Annotated in this window: 21 protein-coding genes; 16 read left to right on the top strand and 5 right to left on the bottom strand. The window is 69.8% G+C overall.

The genetic code is table 11. The features are described from left to right. The 3 genes from R3A49_06840 to R3A49_06830 are packed head-to-tail and all read left to right on the top strand — an operon-like array spanning position 1 to position 3129. Positions 1–690 carry a response regulator transcription factor gene (locus tag R3A49_06840; GenBank protein ID MEZ5170447.1) on the top strand — a complete coding sequence of 230 codons (690 nt, stop codon included), beginning with the start codon at positions 1–3 and terminating at the stop codon, positions 688–690. A gap of 16 nt (positions 691–706) precedes the next feature. Then, complete coding sequence (locus R3A49_06835) at positions 707–2050, top strand: HAMP domain-containing sensor histidine kinase (protein MEZ5170446.1); 1344 nt, start codon at positions 707–709, stop codon at positions 2048–2050. Beyond that, positions 2047–3129: an NAD-dependent epimerase/dehydratase family protein gene (locus R3A49_06830; GenBank protein ID MEZ5170445.1), complete on the top strand. Its 1083-nt coding sequence runs from the start codon at positions 2047–2049 to the stop codon at positions 3127–3129. The genes R3A49_06835 and R3A49_06830 overlap by 4 nt, the downstream gene beginning before the upstream one ends. Positions 3130–3263: 134 nt before the next feature. On the opposite strand, the gene R3A49_06825 is transcribed toward R3A49_06830, so the two are convergent. Continuing rightward, complete coding sequence (locus R3A49_06825) at positions 3264–4463, bottom strand: class E sortase (protein MEZ5170444.1); 1200 nt, start codon at positions 4461–4463, stop codon at positions 3264–3266. A 163-nt stretch (positions 4464–4626) separates the two neighbouring features. Between R3A49_06825 and ccmA the strand changes: the two genes are divergently transcribed. The 10 genes from ccmA to R3A49_06775 all read left to right on the top strand — a co-directional run bounded on the left by ccmA (position 4627) and on the right by R3A49_06775 (position 11804). Next, positions 4627–5304, top strand: coding sequence for a heme ABC exporter ATP-binding protein CcmA (gene ccmA, locus R3A49_06820; protein ID MEZ5170443.1), 678 nt, complete (start codon positions 4627–4629; stop codon positions 5302–5304). Beyond that, a complete protein-coding gene (locus R3A49_06815) occupies positions 5301–5975 on the top strand; it encodes a heme exporter protein CcmB (GenBank protein ID MEZ5170442.1) in 675 nt (224 codons plus the stop codon). Before ccmA ends, R3A49_06815 begins: the two co-directional genes overlap by 4 nt. After that, the gene (gene ccsA, locus R3A49_06810) at positions 5972–6757 is read left to right on the top strand and encodes a cytochrome c biogenesis protein CcsA (protein MEZ5170441.1); all 786 of its coding nucleotides are present in this window, start codon (positions 5972–5974) and stop codon (positions 6755–6757) included. The genes R3A49_06815 and ccsA overlap by 4 nt, the downstream gene beginning before the upstream one ends. After that, entirely contained in the window at positions 6754–6909 is a 156-nt protein-coding gene (locus R3A49_06805; GenBank protein ID MEZ5170440.1) for a hypothetical protein, read from the top strand. Before ccsA ends, R3A49_06805 begins: the two co-directional genes overlap by 4 nt. Beyond that, entirely contained in the window at positions 6906–7370 is a 465-nt protein-coding gene (locus tag R3A49_06800) for a cytochrome c maturation protein CcmE (protein ID MEZ5170439.1), read from the top strand. Before R3A49_06805 ends, R3A49_06800 begins: the two co-directional genes overlap by 4 nt. 34 nt (positions 7371–7404) lie before the next feature. Then, entirely contained in the window at positions 7405–9426 is a 2022-nt protein-coding gene (locus R3A49_06795) for a heme lyase CcmF/NrfE family subunit (protein ID MEZ5170438.1), read from the top strand. Then, entirely contained in the window at positions 9423–10025 is a 603-nt protein-coding gene (locus tag R3A49_06790) for a redoxin domain-containing protein (protein MEZ5170437.1), read from the top strand. Before R3A49_06795 ends, R3A49_06790 begins: the two co-directional genes overlap by 4 nt. Further along, positions 10025–10507 (top strand): cytochrome c-type biogenesis protein CcmH, encoded by a 483-nt coding sequence (locus tag R3A49_06785; protein MEZ5170436.1) that lies wholly within the window; start codon positions 10025–10027, stop codon positions 10505–10507. The genes R3A49_06790 and R3A49_06785 overlap by 1 nt, the downstream gene beginning before the upstream one ends. Further along, positions 10488–11261: a tetratricopeptide repeat protein gene (locus R3A49_06780; GenBank protein MEZ5170435.1), complete on the top strand. Its 774-nt coding sequence runs from the start codon at positions 10488–10490 to the stop codon at positions 11259–11261. Before R3A49_06785 ends, R3A49_06780 begins: the two co-directional genes overlap by 20 nt. 75 nt (positions 11262–11336) lie before the next feature. After that, on the top strand, positions 11337–11804 hold the full coding sequence (locus tag R3A49_06775) for a peptidylprolyl isomerase (GenBank protein MEZ5170434.1): 468 nt from the start codon (positions 11337–11339) through the stop codon (positions 11802–11804). An 18-nt stretch (positions 11805–11822) separates the two neighbouring features. Here R3A49_06775 and R3A49_06770 read toward each other — a convergent pair whose 3' ends face one another. Together R3A49_06770 and R3A49_06765 are read right to left on the bottom strand one after the other, a co-directional pair. Further along, positions 11823–12323 (bottom strand): transposase, encoded by a 501-nt coding sequence (locus R3A49_06770; GenBank protein ID MEZ5170433.1) that lies wholly within the window; start codon positions 12321–12323, stop codon positions 11823–11825. Between the two features lie 18 nt (positions 12324–12341). Next, on the bottom strand, positions 12342–12473 hold the full coding sequence (locus tag R3A49_06765; GenBank protein ID MEZ5170432.1) for a hypothetical protein: 132 nt from the start codon (positions 12471–12473) through the stop codon (positions 12342–12344). A 332-nt stretch (positions 12474–12805) separates the two neighbouring features. Between R3A49_06765 and R3A49_06760 the strand changes: the two genes are divergently transcribed. From R3A49_06760 to R3A49_06750, 3 genes are all read left to right on the top strand, one after another. Next, complete coding sequence (locus R3A49_06760) at positions 12806–13096, top strand: transposase (protein ID MEZ5170431.1); 291 nt, start codon at positions 12806–12808, stop codon at positions 13094–13096. Beyond that, positions 13093–13875 (top strand): IS3 family transposase, encoded by a 783-nt coding sequence (locus R3A49_06755; GenBank protein ID MEZ5170430.1) that lies wholly within the window; start codon positions 13093–13095, stop codon positions 13873–13875. Before R3A49_06760 ends, R3A49_06755 begins: the two co-directional genes overlap by 4 nt. A gap of 491 nt (positions 13876–14366) precedes the next feature. Continuing rightward, positions 14367–15878, top strand: coding sequence for an RHS repeat-associated core domain-containing protein (locus R3A49_06750; protein ID MEZ5170429.1), 1512 nt, complete (start codon positions 14367–14369; stop codon positions 15876–15878). A gap of 39 nt (positions 15879–15917) precedes the next feature. Here the strand turns inward: R3A49_06750 and R3A49_06745 are convergent, their stop codons facing one another. Both R3A49_06745 and R3A49_06740 read right to left on the bottom strand, forming a co-directional pair. Then, positions 15918–16835 (bottom strand): ABC transporter permease, encoded by a 918-nt coding sequence (locus tag R3A49_06745; GenBank protein ID MEZ5170428.1) that lies wholly within the window; start codon positions 16833–16835, stop codon positions 15918–15920. Further along, positions 16822–17607 (bottom strand): ABC transporter ATP-binding protein, encoded by a 786-nt coding sequence (locus R3A49_06740; GenBank protein ID MEZ5170427.1) that lies wholly within the window; start codon positions 17605–17607, stop codon positions 16822–16824. Before R3A49_06740 ends, R3A49_06745 begins: the two co-directional genes overlap by 14 nt. Between the last annotated feature and the right edge of the window lie 158 nt (positions 17608–17765).

Here is a 17765-nt window from a genome sequence, read left to right as displayed (position 1 = left end):
ATGACCACGCCGACCCGCCGCGTGCTCGTCGTCGAGGACGACCCGACGGTCTCGGAGGTCGTCGTGCGGTATCTCGAACGCGATGGATACGACGTGTGCGCCCTCGACAGCGGTGAGGCCGCCGTGAGGGAGGCCGACGCCCGTCGCCCCGACCTCGCCGTGCTCGACCTCATGCTCCCCGACATGGATGGTCTGGAGGTGTGTCGCCGCCTCCGTGACGCCGGCCCGGTTCCTGTCGTCATACTCACGGCCAAGGGCGAGGAGGAGGACCGTCTGTGCGGGCTCGAGTACGGCGCCGACGACTACGTGACGAAGCCGTTCTCACCCCGGGAGCTCATGGCCCGCATCAGGGCCGTCCTGCGCCGCACCCACGCGCCCACTCCCGATCCGGTGGAACCCGTCACGTTCGGCGACCTGGTGATCGACACGGGTGCCCGCACGGTGGAGCGCGGCGGTGCGGAGGTCCCACTCACCGCACGGGAGTTCGACCTCCTGGCCTTCCTCACCACCCATCCGGGGGTTGCCTTCCGACGCGACGAGCTCCTGGAGAGGGTGTGGGGCTACAGCTACGGCGACGCGTCGACGGTGACCGTGCACATCCGCCGGTTGCGCGAGAAGATCGAGGACGAGCCGTCGAACCCGACCAGGATCTCGACCGTGTGGGGTGTCGGCTACCGGTTCGACGCGTGAGGACGAGGGAAGAACCATGAGCGTGACGACGACCACACACGAGACCGTCCCGGGCACCCGGCGGACGCTGCTTCTCGTCGGGGGAACGCTCCTCGTCGGCGCGTTCCTGACAGCGCTCGTCGCCTCGGCGCGGTCGATGTCGCGTTCGCACTTCTTCGAGCTGCTCGTGATCGCCGCCGGAGCGGCCCTGGTCGCCGGAGCCCTCGGGACTCTCGCGCTGGGCCTGGCCCGCCGGCGCCCGATCGGCGTACAGGTCACGATCGTCACGTTGACGGCGGTGGGTGCCGCAGGGCTCGGAGCCTGGTCGGCCGCGCGGCGGATGTTCATCTCCAACGCCGACGCGGCCGCACTCGACGTCGTGCTCGTCGCCGCCGGAACCGTCGGTGTGGCGGCCGCCGTGCTCCTCGGCAACCGTGTGTCCCGCGCCAGCCACGCACTGGCCGAGCGCACGCGCCGAATCGGCGACGGCGTCGCGGTGGAGGCCGGGGACGCCCCGGCACGGTCGGTCGGACCGGGGGAGTGGGCACGCCTCGCACGTGAGCTCGACGACATGTCGCAGCGGCTCCGGGAGTCGCGGGAGCGTGAGCAGGCGATGGAGCAGTCGCGACGCGAGCTCGTGGCGTGGGTGAGCCACGACCTCCGGACACCACTGGCCGGGATCCGCGCCCTGGCGGAGGCCCTCGAGGACGGCGTGGTCACCGACCCGGGAGTCGTCGCCGAGTACCACACGACCGTCCGGACGCAGGCCGACCGGCTCGCCGAGCTGGTCGACGACCTCTTCGAGCTGAGCAGGGTGGAGGCCGGTGTCGTCCGCCCGGAGCGGGAGCAGGTGCCCCTGGCCGATCTCGTCTCGGACGCTCTCGCCGGTGTGGAGGGCGTGGCGGCGGCGAAGGGTGTCCAGGTGGAGGGTCGGATGGTCGGGACCCCGCCGGAGCTGCGGTGCTCGCCGGTCGATGTGCTGCGTGTGCTGCGCAACCTCTTGGAGAACGCCATTCGTCACACGCCCGTCGACGGCACCGTCGTCGTCGAGGCGGGCAACGGTGCCGGCGTCTCCGCCGCGTCGGTCGACGGCGGGGGCGACGTCCCCGCCGCGTGGGTGTCGGTCTGCGACGACGGTGGCGGGATCCCCGAGGCCGATCTCGACAGGGTCTTCGACACCGCGTACCGCGCCGATCCGGCGCGCCCGGCCGACGGTGGCGCGGGCCTCGGGCTCACCATCGCCCGCGGCCTCGTCGAGGCCCACGGCGGACACATCGAGGTGCGCAACGACAACGGCGGCGCACGCTTCACGGTTGTCCTGCCTCTCGACCCCGGTCCACCGGGAGGCGGCGATGTGCACCGCCCGGTCGCCACGGCGTGAAGCCATCGGTCCTCGTCACCGGCGGAGCCGGGTTCATCGGCTCGCACGTCGTCGACGCCCTGTGTGAGCGGGGCCACGACGTGCGTGTGCTCGACCTGCTCCATCCGGGCGCCCACAACGGTCCTCCCGCCGACCTGCGACCCGACGTCGACCACCGGTTCGCCGACGTACGCGACCGCGACGCGGTGGCCGACGCACTGGGTGGTGTCGACGCGGTGTGCCACCAGGCGGCGATGGTCGGGCTCGGCGTCGACTTCGGCGACGTCGAGCACTACGTCGCGCACAACGACGCCGGCACCGCCTCCCTGCTCGCCGCCATGCACGCGGCCCATGTTCCGGAGCGGCTTGTCCTGGCGGGGAGCATGGTCGCCTACGGCGAGGGCCGCTACCGGTGCGGCGAACACGGGCTGGTACGCCCCGGGCCCCGACCGCGGGAACGGCTCGACGCCGGTCTCTGGGAGCCGCTGTGCCCCGAGTGCGGCTCGGAGCTGGTGCCCGAGGCCGTCCCCGAGGAGGCACCGGTGGATCCCCGCAACGTGTACGCGGCCACCAAAGTCCACCAGGAGCACCTGTGCGCCGCCTTCGCGCGCGAGCACGACACGGAGCTCACGGTCCTGCGCTACCACAACGTCTACGGGCCGAGGATGCCCCACGACACGCCGTATGCGGGTGTGGCGTCGATCTTCCGCAGTGCCTACGAAGACGGGACCGCACCCCGCGTGTTCGAGGACGGTGGGCAGATGCGCGACTTCGTGCACGTGCGCGACGTGGCTCACGCCAACGTGCTCGCTCTTGCCGGTACCCACGAGGACGGTGCCGGGTCGGAGGCGGCCGTGCTCGACCACGCTGTCTTCAACATCGCCAGCGGGACGCCGCGAACCGTGCTCGACCTGGCGCAGGCACTCCACCGCTGCTTCCCGGGCTCACCCGCCCCCGAGGTGGTGGGCGGCTACCGCCCCGGCGACGTCCGCCACGTGTTCGCGTCCATCGAGCGTGCGGCGACGTACCTCGGCTTCCGCGCCCGGATCGACCTGGCGGAGGGGATGGAGGAGTTCGCGTCAGCCCCGATGCGGGGCTGACGCCTTGCCCATGCCTCGCCTCGGGCGGGGCAGGGTACCTGCCCCGCTGGTCCTCGGCTCGGGTCGGCGCCTGCGGCGCCTGAGCCCCGATGCGGGGCTGACGCCTTTCCCATGCCTCGCCTCGGGTCCTTGCCTCAGTAGTTTCCGGGGAGGACGCGCTCGAGGTAGGTGTAGAAGAAGAAGAGAACGGCCAGGAACGGAATGGCGCCGGCGAACCACGTGTACCAGTGCCGCCAGCGCCGGAAGGCGAAGTACCACAGCGCCCCCACGGCGGCCACGACCAGGCCGAAGACGTAGGTGGGCATCCGGCTCCCGGACTCACCCGACAGGCCCGCCGAGTCGATCGTGGTGCGCTCTGCCCCCAGGGTGACGTCGACGCTCGGCGGTTGCGCCTCGGGGCTCTTCGAGGGGTTGAGCGCCGCGAACACCACGAGGCGCTCCGCCGCCGAGTACTTCGGGTTGCAGGTGGTGAGCGTGAGCATCGCCCCGCCCTCGGGGATTTCGTCGCCGACGTAGGTGTTCTTGCCGGGGGGCTCGAGCACGTCGACGTCGGTGGGTTGGACGACCTCGGTCTTCACGACGTCGTAGACGAAGGTGCCGCTGAGGGTCGTGGTGGTGACCTCGTCGCCCGGCTCGAGCTTGTCGAGGTTGTGGAAGGGCTGGCCGTAGGTGGTGCGGTGACCGGCGATGGCGGCGTTACCGATCTCACCGGGCATCGGGGTGAACTCGTAGTGGCCCGGGCCCTTGCGCAGGTCGGGGATCGACACGCCCTGCACGACGATCCTGTCGACACCGGCATCGGGGATCTCGATCTTGAAGGCGGCCTCACCCTCGGTGAACGACGAGGCGGGAACGGGCTCGTCGAGGAACGATCCGTTCTCACCCTCGGCCCCGCCCAGGTCGTCGGGCGCCTGGTTCTCCGTGGCGTTCGATTCGACCTCCTGGAGACGCTGCTCGAAGTCGGTCTCGAGCTGGTTCTGGGCGCGCGCCTCGTAGATTGCTGTTCCCCAGAGCTGGTAGGCGACGAACAGGAGAACGAGGATTCCGAGCGTGATGAGGCCACGGCCGATGAAGCCGACCACCGCCCGGATGCCGGTGTCGCGGGGCCGGGAGGAGCCGGATTCGGGGTCGGGTGTCTCCCCGGGAGGCTCGTCGCCGCCGGAGCCGCCGTCGCCGGTGCGCCCCGGCTGCCGGGAGGGGCCGGTGTCGCCGTCTGCTGCCGGGCGCTCCGTCGTCGTGGTCGGGGTGGCCGTGGCCGTCGACGCCGTTGCGACGGGCGCCGAGGACGACGCAGTGGTCTCGGACGCGGTGGTCTCGTCGGGCATGTCGTCCATCTCGGGCACGGGGCGAATCCTACCGGGACATTCGGGGCAGTCCGGCTCACCACCGGGTCGTGCGACCTCCCACGGTCCGGCGGCGGCGTCCACATGCCGGTTCGACGGGTTCACGGGGCGCTCCTTACACTTTCGGCACCGTTTCCCGGCCCTTGAGGGTCCGTTGCCGCTCGCTGTGCGCCTCCGCGCCGCTGTCTGTCTCCTCGGTCGCTTCCCCGCTCTGGCGGGCGCCGACCTCGACGTGAGCCGAGGCGAGATCGTGCTGCTCAGCGGCCCCAACGGAGCGGGCAAGACCACGATCCTGCGGTTGCTGGCCGGCCTCGTCCGGTTGCGGTCGGGTGAGGCCGAGGTCCTGGGTGTCGACCTTGCCCGTGACCGGCGAAGCCACCGACACCTCCTCGGGCTCATGGCGCACGACACGCTGTGCTACGACGACCTGACCGTGCGGGAGAACCTGCGTTTCGCCGCGCGGGCAGCGGGAAACGACGCCTCGTCGGCGGACGACCATCTCTCGCGGGTCGGACTCGACGCGCAGGCGGCCGTCACCCACCAGAAGCTGTCGGCCGGCCAGCGCCGCCGCCTCGCACTGGCCGTGGCGCTCACCGGCCACCCCGAGCTGCTGCTCCTCGACGAGCCCCACGCCGGGCTCGACCCTGATGGGCGGGCCGTTCTCGACGGGATCGTGCGCGCGGCGCCCGATCACGGCACGACCGTCATCATCGCCTCGCACGAGACCGAGCGCGTGCGGTCGCTGGCGGACCGCGAGGTCCGCGTCGTCGGCGGCCGCGCGCACCCCGTCGCGGCCGCACCGACGGGCGACGCACCGGGACCACGCCCATGAGCCTCGTCCGTGAGGTGTGGCTCGTCGCCGCCAAGGACCTGCGCATCGAGGCCCGCTCACGGGTCACGCTCAACCAGGTCCTGCCGTTCGGCGCCGTCGTGCTGCTGCTGTTCGCCTTCGCCCTCGACCCCGACCGCGGCCTGCTCCCCGTCGTGGCCCCCGGGCTGTTCTGGGTCGCCGTACTGCTGGCCGCGGTGCTCGCGGTCTCACGCTCTTTCGCACTGGAGACCGAGCACGGCGCTCTCGACGGACTTCGCCTCTCCGGCATCGACGGTGCGTCCGTGTTCCTCGGCAAGGCGCTCGCCGTGAGCATCGAGCTCCTGGCTCTGGAGGTCGTGCTCGGTGTCGGTGTCGTCGTCTTCTACGACATGGCGCTGCGAAGCCTCGGGATCCTCGCCCTCACGGCCCTGGCCGCGACCGTCGGCGTCGCGGCCACCGGTACGCTCTTCGGGGTGCTCGCCGCCGGCCTGCGCACGCGCGAGACGCTGGTGCCCCTGTTGCTGCTTCCCGTGGTTGCGCCGGTCATGCTGGGGGCCACGCGGGCGTTCGAGGCGGGGCTCGACGGCGTGCCGTCCGAGGCATGGCCGTGGGTCCAGCTCCTCGGGCTGTTCGCCGTGTTGTACGTGGGGCTGGGGGTTCTCGCCTTCGGCTCCCTGTTGGAGGACGCATGATCTCGCTGGCCCGGCCCGCGGTGAACATCCTGGGTCTCGTCACGCTGCTGGCCCTGTTCGTCCTCGGCGTTCTCGCGCTGGGGGTCGCGCCCGCCGACGCCGTGCAGGGCGACGCGCAACGGCTCATGTACGTCCATGTGCCGGCGGCGTGGCTGGCGTACCTGGCGTTCTTCGTCACCGCCGTGGCGTCACTTCTCTACCTCTGGCCGCGCACGCGCCGCCTCGACTGGGATCTTCTCGCCGGTGCGTCGGCCGAGATCGGCGTGGTGTTCACGGGGCTCACGCTCGTGCTCGGCTCGCTCTGGGGCCGTCCCGTGTGGGGAACGTGGTGGGTGTGGGACGCCCGGCTCGTCACCACCGCGGTGCTGTTCTTCCTGTATCTCGGCTACCTGGCGCTGCGGCGCGTGCCGGCCGATCCCGACGTGCGGGCCCGACGCGCCGCGATCGCGGCGCTCATCGCCTTCGTCGACGTGCCGATCGTGCACTTCTCGGTGAACTGGTGGCGCACCCTCCACCAGGAGGCGACCGTGTTCAACCCCGAGCTCGACGCGCAGATCGAGGGGACGATGGCTTGGACGCTGGCATTCGCCGTCGTGGCCTTCACGCTCGCCTACGGCTACCTCATGGCGCGTCGGGTGCAACTCGCCCGCCTCGAGGAGGGCCACGACGAGCGTGAGCTCGAGGCCGCGATAGCGGATCGGATCGCGAGCGCCGATGCCGGTGCGGCGAACAGCGCCGCGTCGGCCGGCCCGGCGGTCGCGGGTGTGGGAGACGACCGGTGAGCGATGCGGGGTACGTGCTCGCGGGGTACGTCGTCACGGTGGTCGTCCTCGTCGCGTATGTCGCGTGGATGGCGTGGCGCTTCCGGAGGGTCCGCGCCTCGATGACCGACGAGGACCTCACCCGTGTCCGGGCGCGGGAGGGGCGCCCGTGACGTCGCAGGCCTCGCCGCGCGCCGTCCGGGGTCGACGGTGGCTCTACGTCGCAGCCGCACTCGCCTGTGTGGGCGCGGTGGCCTTCCTCGTGTTCGGAGGCCTGCGCGGCAACATCGTCTACTTCCGGACCGTGTCGGAGGCCGTGGCGGAACAGGACAGCGGACGGGTGCGCCTCGCCGGTGAGGTCGTGCCCGGGACCGTTGCCGAGACCGACGACGGCGTCACCTTCGAGGTCACCGACGGCACCGCGACCGTCGAGGTCGTCCACCGTGGCGACCCGCCCGACCTGTTCGCCGAGGGCGCCCCCGTGGTGACCGAAGGGGAGTGGTCCGACGACTTCGTGACGTTTCGCTCCGACCGGATCCTCATCAACCACGGCAACGAGTACTCACCGCCCGAGGTGAACACCGACGAGGAGCCGTCGTCGGACGCGGCGACGTCGGAGGGTGACGCCCCATGAGTCGTCGGGGCCCCGGCGCCCCCAGCCTGCGCCGGTGAAGGCGGCGATCGGATACGGCGCCCTCGTGTGGGGTGCCGCCGCCTGTGCTCTCGGCATCACGGCCCTCGGCGTCGGTTTGCACCGCGGCGACGACCGCCTCCTGCTGCTGGGGCGCCGCTTCGTGTTCGCGGTGCTCGTGGCCGCGGTCGTGGCAGCGCTCGTCATGGAATGGGCACTGCTGAGCCACGACTTCTCCCTGGAGTACGTGGCCGCCAACGGCTCGCGCGCCACGCCGGTCTTCTACACCGTGGCGTCCCTGTGGGCGTCGCTCGAGGGCTCGATCCTCCTGTGGGTCCTGATCCTCGCCGGCTACCTGGCCCACACGGCGTGGCGGTTCCGCGACCGTGCCACCGACCCGCTCGTCGCGTGGGCGACGATCACGGGTCTCGTCGTGGCGCTCTTCTTCTTCCTTCTCGTCCTGGGTCCCGCCAACCCGTTTCGGCTCGTGTCGGGTGTCGTTCCCCCCGACGGCCCGGGACCGAACCCGCTGCTCCAGAACCACCCTCTCATGGCGGTCCATCCGCCGATGCTGTACCTGGGCTACGTCGGCTTCACCGTGCCGTTCATGTTCGCCGTGGCGGCGCTCGTCACCGGCCGGCTCGGCGAGGGCTGGCTCATCGAGACCCGCCGCGCTGCTGTGCTGGCCTGGGGTTTTCTCACAGCGGGGATCGTCCTCGGCGGATGGTGGAGCTACGAGGTCCTCGGCTGGGGCGGCTACTGGGCGTGGGACCCCGTCGAGAACGCGTCACTCCTTCCGTGGCTCACCGGCACGGCCTACATCCACTCCGTGATGGTGCAGGAGCGCCGGGGGATGCTCCGGGTCTGGAACCTGTCGCTTCTCATCGCCACGTTCTGTCTCACGATCCTCGGCACGTTCCTCACGCGTTCGGGTGTGGTGAACAGCGTCCACTCCTTCACGGAGTCGGGCATCGGGCCGATGCTGCTCGCGTTCCTCGGCATCACCGCCGTCGTGGGGATCGGGCTCATCGCGTGGCGCGGCGACCTGTTGCGCTCGCCGGGTCGGATCGACAGCATCGTGTCGCGCGAGTCGGCGTTTCTGGCCAACAACCTCCTGTTCGCGGCGTTCGCCTTCGTCGTGCTGCTCGGCACCGTGTTCCCGCTGCTCGTCGAGGCCTTCCAGGAGCGGCAGTTGTCGGTCGGTGAGCCGTACTTCGACCGGATGACTCTTCCCATCGGGCTGGCGCTCCTCTTCCTCATGGCCGCCGCCCCCGCTCTGCCGTGGCGTGCGGCCTCGGGTGACGTGCTCCAACGGCGGTTCCGGGTGCCGGCCTGGACCGGGGCGGCCACCATGGCCGTCGCCGTCCTGTTCGGCACCCGCGGCGTCGCCCAGATCCTCGTCTTCGGCCTCGCCGCCTTCGCCCTCGCCGGGATCGTGCAGCAGTTCGTCGTGGCGGTGCGGTCGCGTCGCCGTGGCCACGACGAGGCGGTCCCGACGGCACTTCTCCGCACGGTCACCGGCAACCCGCGCAGGTACGGCGGCCTCGTCGTGCACGTCGGGGTGGTGCTCGTCGCCCTCGCCATCTCGGTGGGCGCCCACTGGTCGACCAGCCGCGAGGTCCGGCTCGCCGAGGGTGAGTCGGCCACGGTGGCGGGCTACACGGTCACCTATCTCGGGAGCGAGACGTCGACGACCGCACAGAAGGCCACGAGCTCGGCACGTGTGCGGGTGGAAAGGGGGGGCGACGACCTCGGTGTCTACGCGCCTGCGATCTCCACGTTCCCGAACAGCACCCAGGGTATCGGCACCCCCTCGGTGCGCACCGGCGTCACGCGCGACGTGTACCTCACGTTGATCTCGTCGCCCAACGAGTCGGGGCGCGTCACGCTCGGCGTGGCCGTGAACCCGATGGTCCTGTGGCTCTGGATCGGCGGCGGCGTGATGTTCCTCGGGACCCTGGTCGCCGTCGGCCCGTCGGCGAAGAGTGCGCTGCACCGCGTCCGCCGCTCCGACGTGGCAACGGACGCACTCCCCGAGACACCGGAGGTACCGGCGTGACGACCGGTGCGCCGTCGCCGGAGGGTCGGCCACGCCGCTCGCGGGTCGTGCTGTGGACGGCGTCGGCGGCGGGAGTCGTCGTCGTGGTCCTGGCCGTCGTGCTGGCGACGCAGGTGAACACCGACCCCACGTTCGAGGGTGGGCCGGATCTCGGTGGGCCCGCGCCGGAGTTCGACCTGCCCGTGCTCTCTCCTGCCGTGGTGGACGCAGAGCCGCCCGCGGAGACCGTGAGCAACGAGTCGCTGGCGGGCAAGGCCGTGATCGTGAACTTCTGGAACTCCTGGTGCCTCCCGTGTCGTACGGAGCACGACGCGCTGGCCGAGTTCTACGACCGGCACGCCGAGGACGCGGACTTCGCGATGGTCGGCATCGTGCGGGACGACACCGACGAGGCCGCACTCGCATGGGTCGAGGAGAAGGGCGTCGACTGGACGATCACGTCTGATCCGGGTGCTCGGGCCGCGCTCGACTTCGCCACCACGGGGCAACCCGAGACCTACGCCATCGATCCCGCCGGCGTCGTCGTCGCCAAGCAGCTCGGCGAGGTCGACGTCGACGACCTCGAGGCGATGCTCGATCGCGCGCGGGGAATCGGGTGATGCGCCGCTGGCTGCCCTGGGCGGCGCTCGCCGCTCTCGTCGTGGCGACGGTCGCCGTCGCGTGGAGCGATTCGGGCGGGGGAGACACGTCTCCGGAGGCGCGCCACGAGGCCCTCACGGAGGAGTTGCGGTGCCCGACCTGCCAGGGGCTCTCGGTGGCCGACAGCCCGTCGTCGACGGCGCGGGCCATCAGCGACGACGTCCGACGCCGTATCGACGAGGGGCAGACCGACGAGGAGATCCGCCAGGCGTACGTCGACAGGTACGGCGAGTGGATCCTGCTCGAACCGCCGGGGAGCGGTGTGGGCCTGCTCGTCTGGCTCCTGCCGGTCGCCGGGCTCCTGGTCGGTGGGGGAGTCCTCGTGGTCGCGCTCACGCGGTGGCGCCGTGAGCCCCGCTACACGCCGACGGCAGAGGACCGTGAGCTCGTCGAGCGCGAGCGCCGACAGGAGGAGGACCCCGGTGCAGCCGGCGCTCGGTGACCTCTACGACGAGCGCGACTTCCTCCTTCGGTCCCTCGACGACCTGGAGCGCGAGCGTGCCGACGACGACATCGACGAGGACACATACGAACGGCTCCGCGACGACTACACCGCGCGTGCTGCAGCGGTACTGCGGGCCATCGATGCGGCGGAACGTTCCGGTGAGGACCCGGGTACGACGGAGCGTCCGCGCAGCACCGCGCGAACGCTCGCCGTGGCCGGCGGCATCCTGGCGTTCGCGGTCGTGGCGGGCATCCTGCTCGCCAACGCGCTGGGGGATCGTACGGAGGGGGGGACCGCCACCGGCAACGAGCAGACCGCCGAAGACAGCGCCGCAGCGACGCGTGAGGCCCTCGAGGAGGCGGTGGAGCGCAACCCCGACGACCCCGAGGCGCATCTCGAGCTGGCGCGCTTCCTGGCGCCCACGGACCCTGCCGCCGCACTCATGGCCTACGACGAGGTCGTGGCCCTCGACCCCACGAACGTCGAAGCGCGCGCCTACGGCGGGTGGATCGTGTTCCTGGCCGACCTCCCCGACGAGGCCCTGGAACGCGTCGACGCTGCGGTCGCACTCGATCCCGACTTCGCCGACGCCCACTTCTTCCGGGGATTGATCCTCCTGCGGGGCATGGACGACCCTGCCGGAGCGGTCGTCGAGTTCGACCGGTACCTCGAGCTCGATCCCGACGGCCCCCTGGCCGACCAGGTACGCCAGGTCGCCGAGGAGGCGCGGGCCGCGGTTCCTGCAGGCTGACGCATCGCTGTTCGCAAGTCGAGGCAGGTGCCGACGCCCCGGTAGCGTGAAGGCTCCGACGCCCCAGGAGCTTCCGTGGAACCGCAGACGAACCATCCCATCGACGAGGACGCCACCTACCGCGTGACCGTCACCACGAGCAAGGGCGACATCGTGATGGATCTCGACCCCACGCTGGCACCCCGCACGGTCGCCAACTTCGTCGGCCTCGCCCGCGACGGCTACTACGACAAGCTCACGTTCCACCGAGTCGTGCCCGAGTTCGTCGTGCAAGGCGGATGCCCCGACGGCGACGGCACGGGCGGCCCCGGCTACCAGTTCGAGGACGAGCCCGTCACCGGTGAGTACACACTGGGTGCGGTGGCCATGGCCAACGCCGGGCCGAACACCAACGGCTCGCAGTTCTTCATCTGCATCGACGACTGCACGAGCAAGCTGTCGAAGGACTACAACCTCTTCGGCTACACCACCGAGGGTCTCGACGTCGCCCAGGCCATCGAGGTCGGCGACGTCATGGAGTCGGTCGTCGTCGAGGAAGTCTGACGGCGCGGTTTCGTCGCGCTACGGGGTGGCGAGACCGTAGCGGCGGCGGATCCGTCGCTCGAGCGTCCCGAACCCGAGGCTGTCGACGGCGATCCCGATCACGAGGATCACGACCATCGTGGCGAGCAGCGCCGTGGCGCCTTCACGTTCGAGGCACGGCTCACGTTCCTGTTCTTGGCGGCCCGAGGGACCGAACATGTCCGACCAGCAAGCCTGGATGCCCAGCTTGGCGAACGCCGAGTGGACCTGGGCTTTGGACCCGGTACGCACAGCCACCAGCTTGGCCCGATAGCGGACCAGCTCCCGCTGCTCGCGTACCTCGCTCCGGGCCATCCACGCCTCGGGCAGCGTGTTCGTGCGCATCAACTGGCCCAACAGCTCGCAGTCCCGCACGTCATTTTTCACCCGGCGATTCTCGAACCCGCGCACCGCAGCAACGTTGACCAGCTTCACCTCGCACCCGGCTGCCGAGAGCGCGTCGACCGCCCAGTACCACCCGTAGGTGGCTTCAATCGCCACCTCGGGAGACTCGCCGTGCTAGAGCACCTCAGCCACCAGCGCGTCCGGTTCGTTGGCGACCCGCTTCCAACCCAGCATCTCACCGGCGGAGTCGATGTGCATCACCACCGAACGGCGGCGATGGAGATCAATCGGAACGTACCCTGCCATGAGGGCCCTCCCATCCTCGTGAACATGGTGTGAGCCCCCGAGCATGCACGCCGGGCTCACGAGGAGCGCAGGACCCGCTCCTTCATCCCATCAACCACCAGCGTCTCCACGGCCACTGCCACGACATGCCACCAGCAGAACTCGAAGCAGCGTTCTACGCTGGTCAACAGACCGACCACAACACGGTTGGAACCCAATGAACCGAGTCTCCATCAAACCCAGGGTGAACCACTGATCTGTCACCTCGAACCCCGGTCAGGAAGGTGGAGGTCCCCCGGGTTGACGGACACCGATGCTGAGGCGACTGTGGGTCGTCTCGGGAAGGAGTCCAGATGCCTGCACCCCACCCACCGGAGTTTCGTCAGCGAGCCGTGGAGTTGGCCCGGTTGCGCGAGAAGCCCGTGGCGGAGATCGCAACCGATCTTGGGATCTCCGACAGCTGCTTGCGGAACTGGATGCACCAAGCTGACCTCGACGAGGGACGGCGCTCTGGTGGTCTCAGCACTGCTGAGCGCGAGGAGCTGGTGAAGCTGCGCCGTGAGTTGCGCGTGGCGAAGATGGAGAACGAGATCCTCAAGCCTGCGGCGGCGTACTTCGCCCAGGAGAACGTCCTCCCAAAATGATCTACACCTTCATCGCCGAGCGTTGCTCGGATCTGCCCGTCGCGGTGTGCTGCCGTGTGATGGGGGTGTCGAGAGCGGGCTTTTTCCAGCGTCGATCCGAACCGGTCACTGACGCCGAACTCGACGACGCCTGGATGGCCAACACGGTGTTCGACATTTGGACGATGTCTCGGCACTCGTATGGGTCACCTCGGGTTCTTCAGGAGCTCCGCTTGGGGATGCGCCGGCGGTGCTCCAAGACCCAGGTGGAACGCTGGATGCGTGACTGCGGCGCGGTGGGGATCCACTACCCGTCCCGGCGAGGCAAGAACGGTTGCACCCGCCGCGACGGCACGGACCCGAACCCCGACCTCGTGCAGCGACGCTTCGACCCCGAAGGTCCCGACCGCCTGTGGGTGATGGACGTCACCGAGCACCGCACCGATGAAGGCACCGTCTACCTCGCCGCTGTGGTCGACGCCTGGTCCCGCCGGGTCGTTGGCTGGTCCATCGCGGATCACATCCGCACAGAGCTCGCCGCGGATGCACTCCAGATGGCTACCTGGCGGCGGCGACCTCCAGCAGGCCAAACCGTTGCACACTCGGATCACGGGTCGATCTACACGTCATGGCTGTTCGGCAACCGGCTCCGCAACGCCGGCCTGCTCGGATCGATGGGATCCATCGGCGACGCGTATGACAACTCCGTCGCCGAGGTCTTCTTCTCGAGCCTGCAACGCGAGCTGTTGGACCAGCACCACTGGGACACCCGCGACCAGCTCGCCCACGCGATCTTCTGAATGGATCGTAACCTGGTACAACCCCCGCCGCCGGCACAGCTACAACGCCGGACACAGCCCCCTCGACTACGAAACCACCAACGCCCCATGATCACCCACACCCAACCTGTCCGTCAGAGCGGGGGACCTCCAGAACCGAGTTGCGGCAAGTAGTCATGGGCTGCAAGACCTGCGGTCCGGGTTTCTTCCATTCTCTCGATTGCCCCGTGCTCGAGAGGAAGGTACGTACCGTCTTCTTGTTCTTGACTGGAGCTCTTGGTGCACTGGTGGTGGCTTGGGTGCTCGGCCAAGCCAGGCCGTCAGAAGATGCCCGGTGGAAGATTGCGGTGGCCGTGGCGGTTTGGTGCGGTACAGGTATCGCCGCCCTGCTGCTCGGCGACCGGCGGCGCAGGCGTTAGGTCTGGTCGCGCGCTGCGGCCGCCGGCGCTACGGCCTATACCTATGATCTGGCCAACCGAATGACGGGCGCGTCGAAACCGGCGACGGGCTCAGTGGTCGACGTGGAGTTCAACGTGCGCTCGTTGTGGTTGTTCCCGGTCTACTTCGGCAGCGTTCGGGTCACCGACCAACAGGCTGGCGTCGACGTCACCGTGCCGATCTGGTTCGGACAGGTCACACCCGACGGCGCGAATGGGGCGACGAGCACCTACAGCTTCTTCGGACTCGTCAACCTCGACTGGTCAGTCACCGACAACGGTGCCGGCAACGACGAGGTCAGCCTGTCCCTGTCAGGCGCCGTAGACTACGAGGCCTACGGAACGATCACCGATGGGGATCTCCAGGTCACCAAGATCGGGGAGACCGTCACGGGCGTCACCGGGTCCGCCTCACTCGTTGGGGGTTCCCACACGACCGACGTGGCCTACAGCTACGACGCCGACGGGAACCGGCTCGCGGCCACGACCGAAACCGGAACGACCTACTCGTTGTGGGATCGGAACGCCCCGGTACCACAGCTGGTTGGCGAGTCCGACGGTGGCGGAGTGCCGTTGCGCGACTACGTGTTCGGCGAAAGCACGATCTCGATGCGCGCAGCCGGCGGGGAGTCGTTCTTCCACCGCAACGACCTCGGCAACATTGCGGCCGTCACCTCCGCCGACGGCACGCCACGATGTTCCTACGACTATGAGCCATTCGGTGCAGCGCGTCGTTCGGAACAACTCGAGCCGTCAGCACCGGCGAATCCGATGCGCTTCACGGGCGAATACCTTGATGAAGAGACCGGCCTCTACAACCTTCGGGCCCGCCAGTACGACCCATCGACAGGCCGGTTCCTCGCCACCGACCCACTGCAACCTTCTGCGGACAGCCCGTCGGTGTCGTCATACGCCTACGTCCGAAACCGCCCCGGCGTTCTGGTCGACCCGATGGGTCTCAGAGGATGTGGGTGGCGGGACCTCGGGAACTGCCTCGACGACGCCGTCGACTGGGTCGGCGAAAATAGGGTCGGGATCACAAAGGCCGTCGATACTGGTGGAGTTTTGCTGGGCACAGGTGTCACGTTCGCCAATCCGCCTGCCGGGCTAGCGCTTGTAGCTGGGGGGAGTGCCCTGAACGTGACCTCTGAAGCACTCGACGAGAAGCCATGCAAGCGGCAGCGGGTAGCACGCGCGGCAGCGCTGCCCGTTTTTTGGAGGAGCTGTGGGTGGGCCCTTGGGTGCGGCAGGAGCCTCGCGAGCAGCAGCGATTTCGGATCTGGGTGTCACCGCCGTCGGCGCGTTTGTCGATGTTCGGTGCCCAGGGTCGGGCAAGTAGCGGTGGTGAAGCGCGAGAGGTACGACGAGAAGGAGTATCGCTGGGCTTCAGCACACCCGCGGCTAGCGGGTTCGATCGTCGGAGCGTTCGGCTTCGTCTATTCCATGCTCCAGTTCGACTTCAACTACCCGCTCGTGTGCGTTGGGTTCGGGATCGGTGCTGGCTTGTTCACCTGGTGGCTTGTCCGCCCGGGTGGTGTCGGTCATCGCTGGCGGCGGCGCTACGAAGAACGCCGCCGGCGCGACTGAGGGCCGACGTCATTCACGGCGAGCCCGCTGGGCTAGGGCTCAAGAGGTCGCAAGCCCGTAGCGGCGGCGGATCCGTCGCTCGAGCGTCCCGAACCCGAGGCTGTCGACGGCGATCCCGATCACGAGGATCACGACCATCGTGGCGAGCAGCGCCGTGGCGTCGTCGCTGCGCTGCGCGTCCTGGAGCCGGACACCGATCGACTCGCTGCCGGCCACCTGCACGATCAACTCCCCGGCGATGAGGCTCCGCCACGCGAACGCCCAGCCCTGCTTGAGGCCCGCCACGTACTGGGGGTAGGCCGCCGGGAGCACCACGTAACGCAGAGCCGTCCACCCGCGCGCGCCGAGCACGCGTCCCGCACGCAGGAGGTTGGGTGGGATCTGGTCGATCCCGGCCACGAGCCCGTTGGCGACGGCCGGAGCCGCGCCGAGCACGACCACGAACATGATGGCGGTCTCCGACTGCGAGAAGAGCAGGATCGCGAACGGGAACCACGCGGTCGACGGCATGGTCTGGAGACTCGTCACGACCGATCCGACCGCCGTCCGCACGACGCGCACCCGCGCCACGGCGATCCCGATCGGCGTTCCGATGGCGATCCCGAGTGCGAATCCGAGGACGGCCCGACGAAGCGTGAGCGCCGTGGCAAGGATGAGATCTCCGCTCCACAGGTCGTCCCAGAGCGTCTCGAACACCGGGCCGGGCCCGGGCAGGACGTCCGTGGAGCGCCACCCCGACCAGACGATCAGCTGCCAGGCGACGAGCGCCACGAGCGCAGCGGCCAGTTTCGGCCACGCGGCGGCCCAGGCGCGCGTCGCCCGCCCGGGGGACGGTGGGACGGCCACTTCCAGCGCGTCGAGGCCCGCCAGCTCCTCGGTGAGCTCGTCGTCGGAGTGACCGTCTCGGTGGCTGCCGGAGTGGCCGTCGACGGACGTCGCGGGCTCAATGGGGCACATGACGCTTCACCTCTGCCATGAGGCACCCGGTGATCTCGACCGAGAGGTCGGCGACCTCGTGCGACTCGATCCTCCGGGGGCGGTCGATGTCGACGTCGAACTCCTCCACGATGCGACCCGGGCGGCTCGACAGCAGCACGACGCGGTCGCCCAGGCGGACGGCCTCACGCACGTTGTGCGTGACGAAGAGCACGGTGAGGCCCGTGTCGGCCCACAGGCGGCACAGCTCCTCGTGGAGGACGTCGCGGGTCACCGCGTCGAGGGCGCCGAAGGGCTCGTCCATCAGGAGCACCTCGGCCTGCTGGGCGAGAGCCCGGGCGAGGGCCACCCGCTGGCTCATCCCGCCGGAGAGCTCGTGGGGGCGCCTGTCGGCAAAATCGGTGAGGTGGACCATGTCGAGCAGCGCCGCCACCGTCTCCGCCCGGTGGGTCGCCGACATCGATCGCAGGGTCAGCGCCAACTCGACGTTGCCGGCCACGGTGAGCCACGGGAAGAGCGCCGACTCCTGGAACATGACCGTCGCCCGCCCGCCCTGGACCCCGATCCGGCCCGCCGTCGGCGTGTCCAGCCCGGCCACGAGGTGCAGCAGCGTCGTCTTGCCGCATCCCGACGCCCCGACGAGGCACACGAACTCCCCCGGCGACACCCGGAGCGTGACGTCGTCGAGGGCGTGGACGGCATCGGGGCCGTGGCCGAAGACCTTCGACACGTGATCCAGGTCGACGGCGTGCGGGGAACGGACATCACGCCGCACGTCGGGCGGGGAAGGCATCGGCGCCGACGGTAGCGGCCAATTCCCGACCTCTCAAGTCGGATTTAGCCGGTGAGCCCGGGCGCCCACCCCGTTGCGTCACAATGTGGGCCCATCGGCCGAAAGTCCCCAGCCGCCGCGCCGATGGGAGTGGGGGTGCCGGTCGAGGGCGCCCCCGG

This window comes from Acidimicrobiia bacterium, assembly GCA_041394025.1.
In the GTDB taxonomy this organism is placed as follows: Bacteria; Actinomycetota; Acidimicrobiia; order IMCC26256; family JAOSJL01; genus JAOSJL01.
This window is presented reverse-complemented; position numbering and strand designations above follow the sequence as displayed.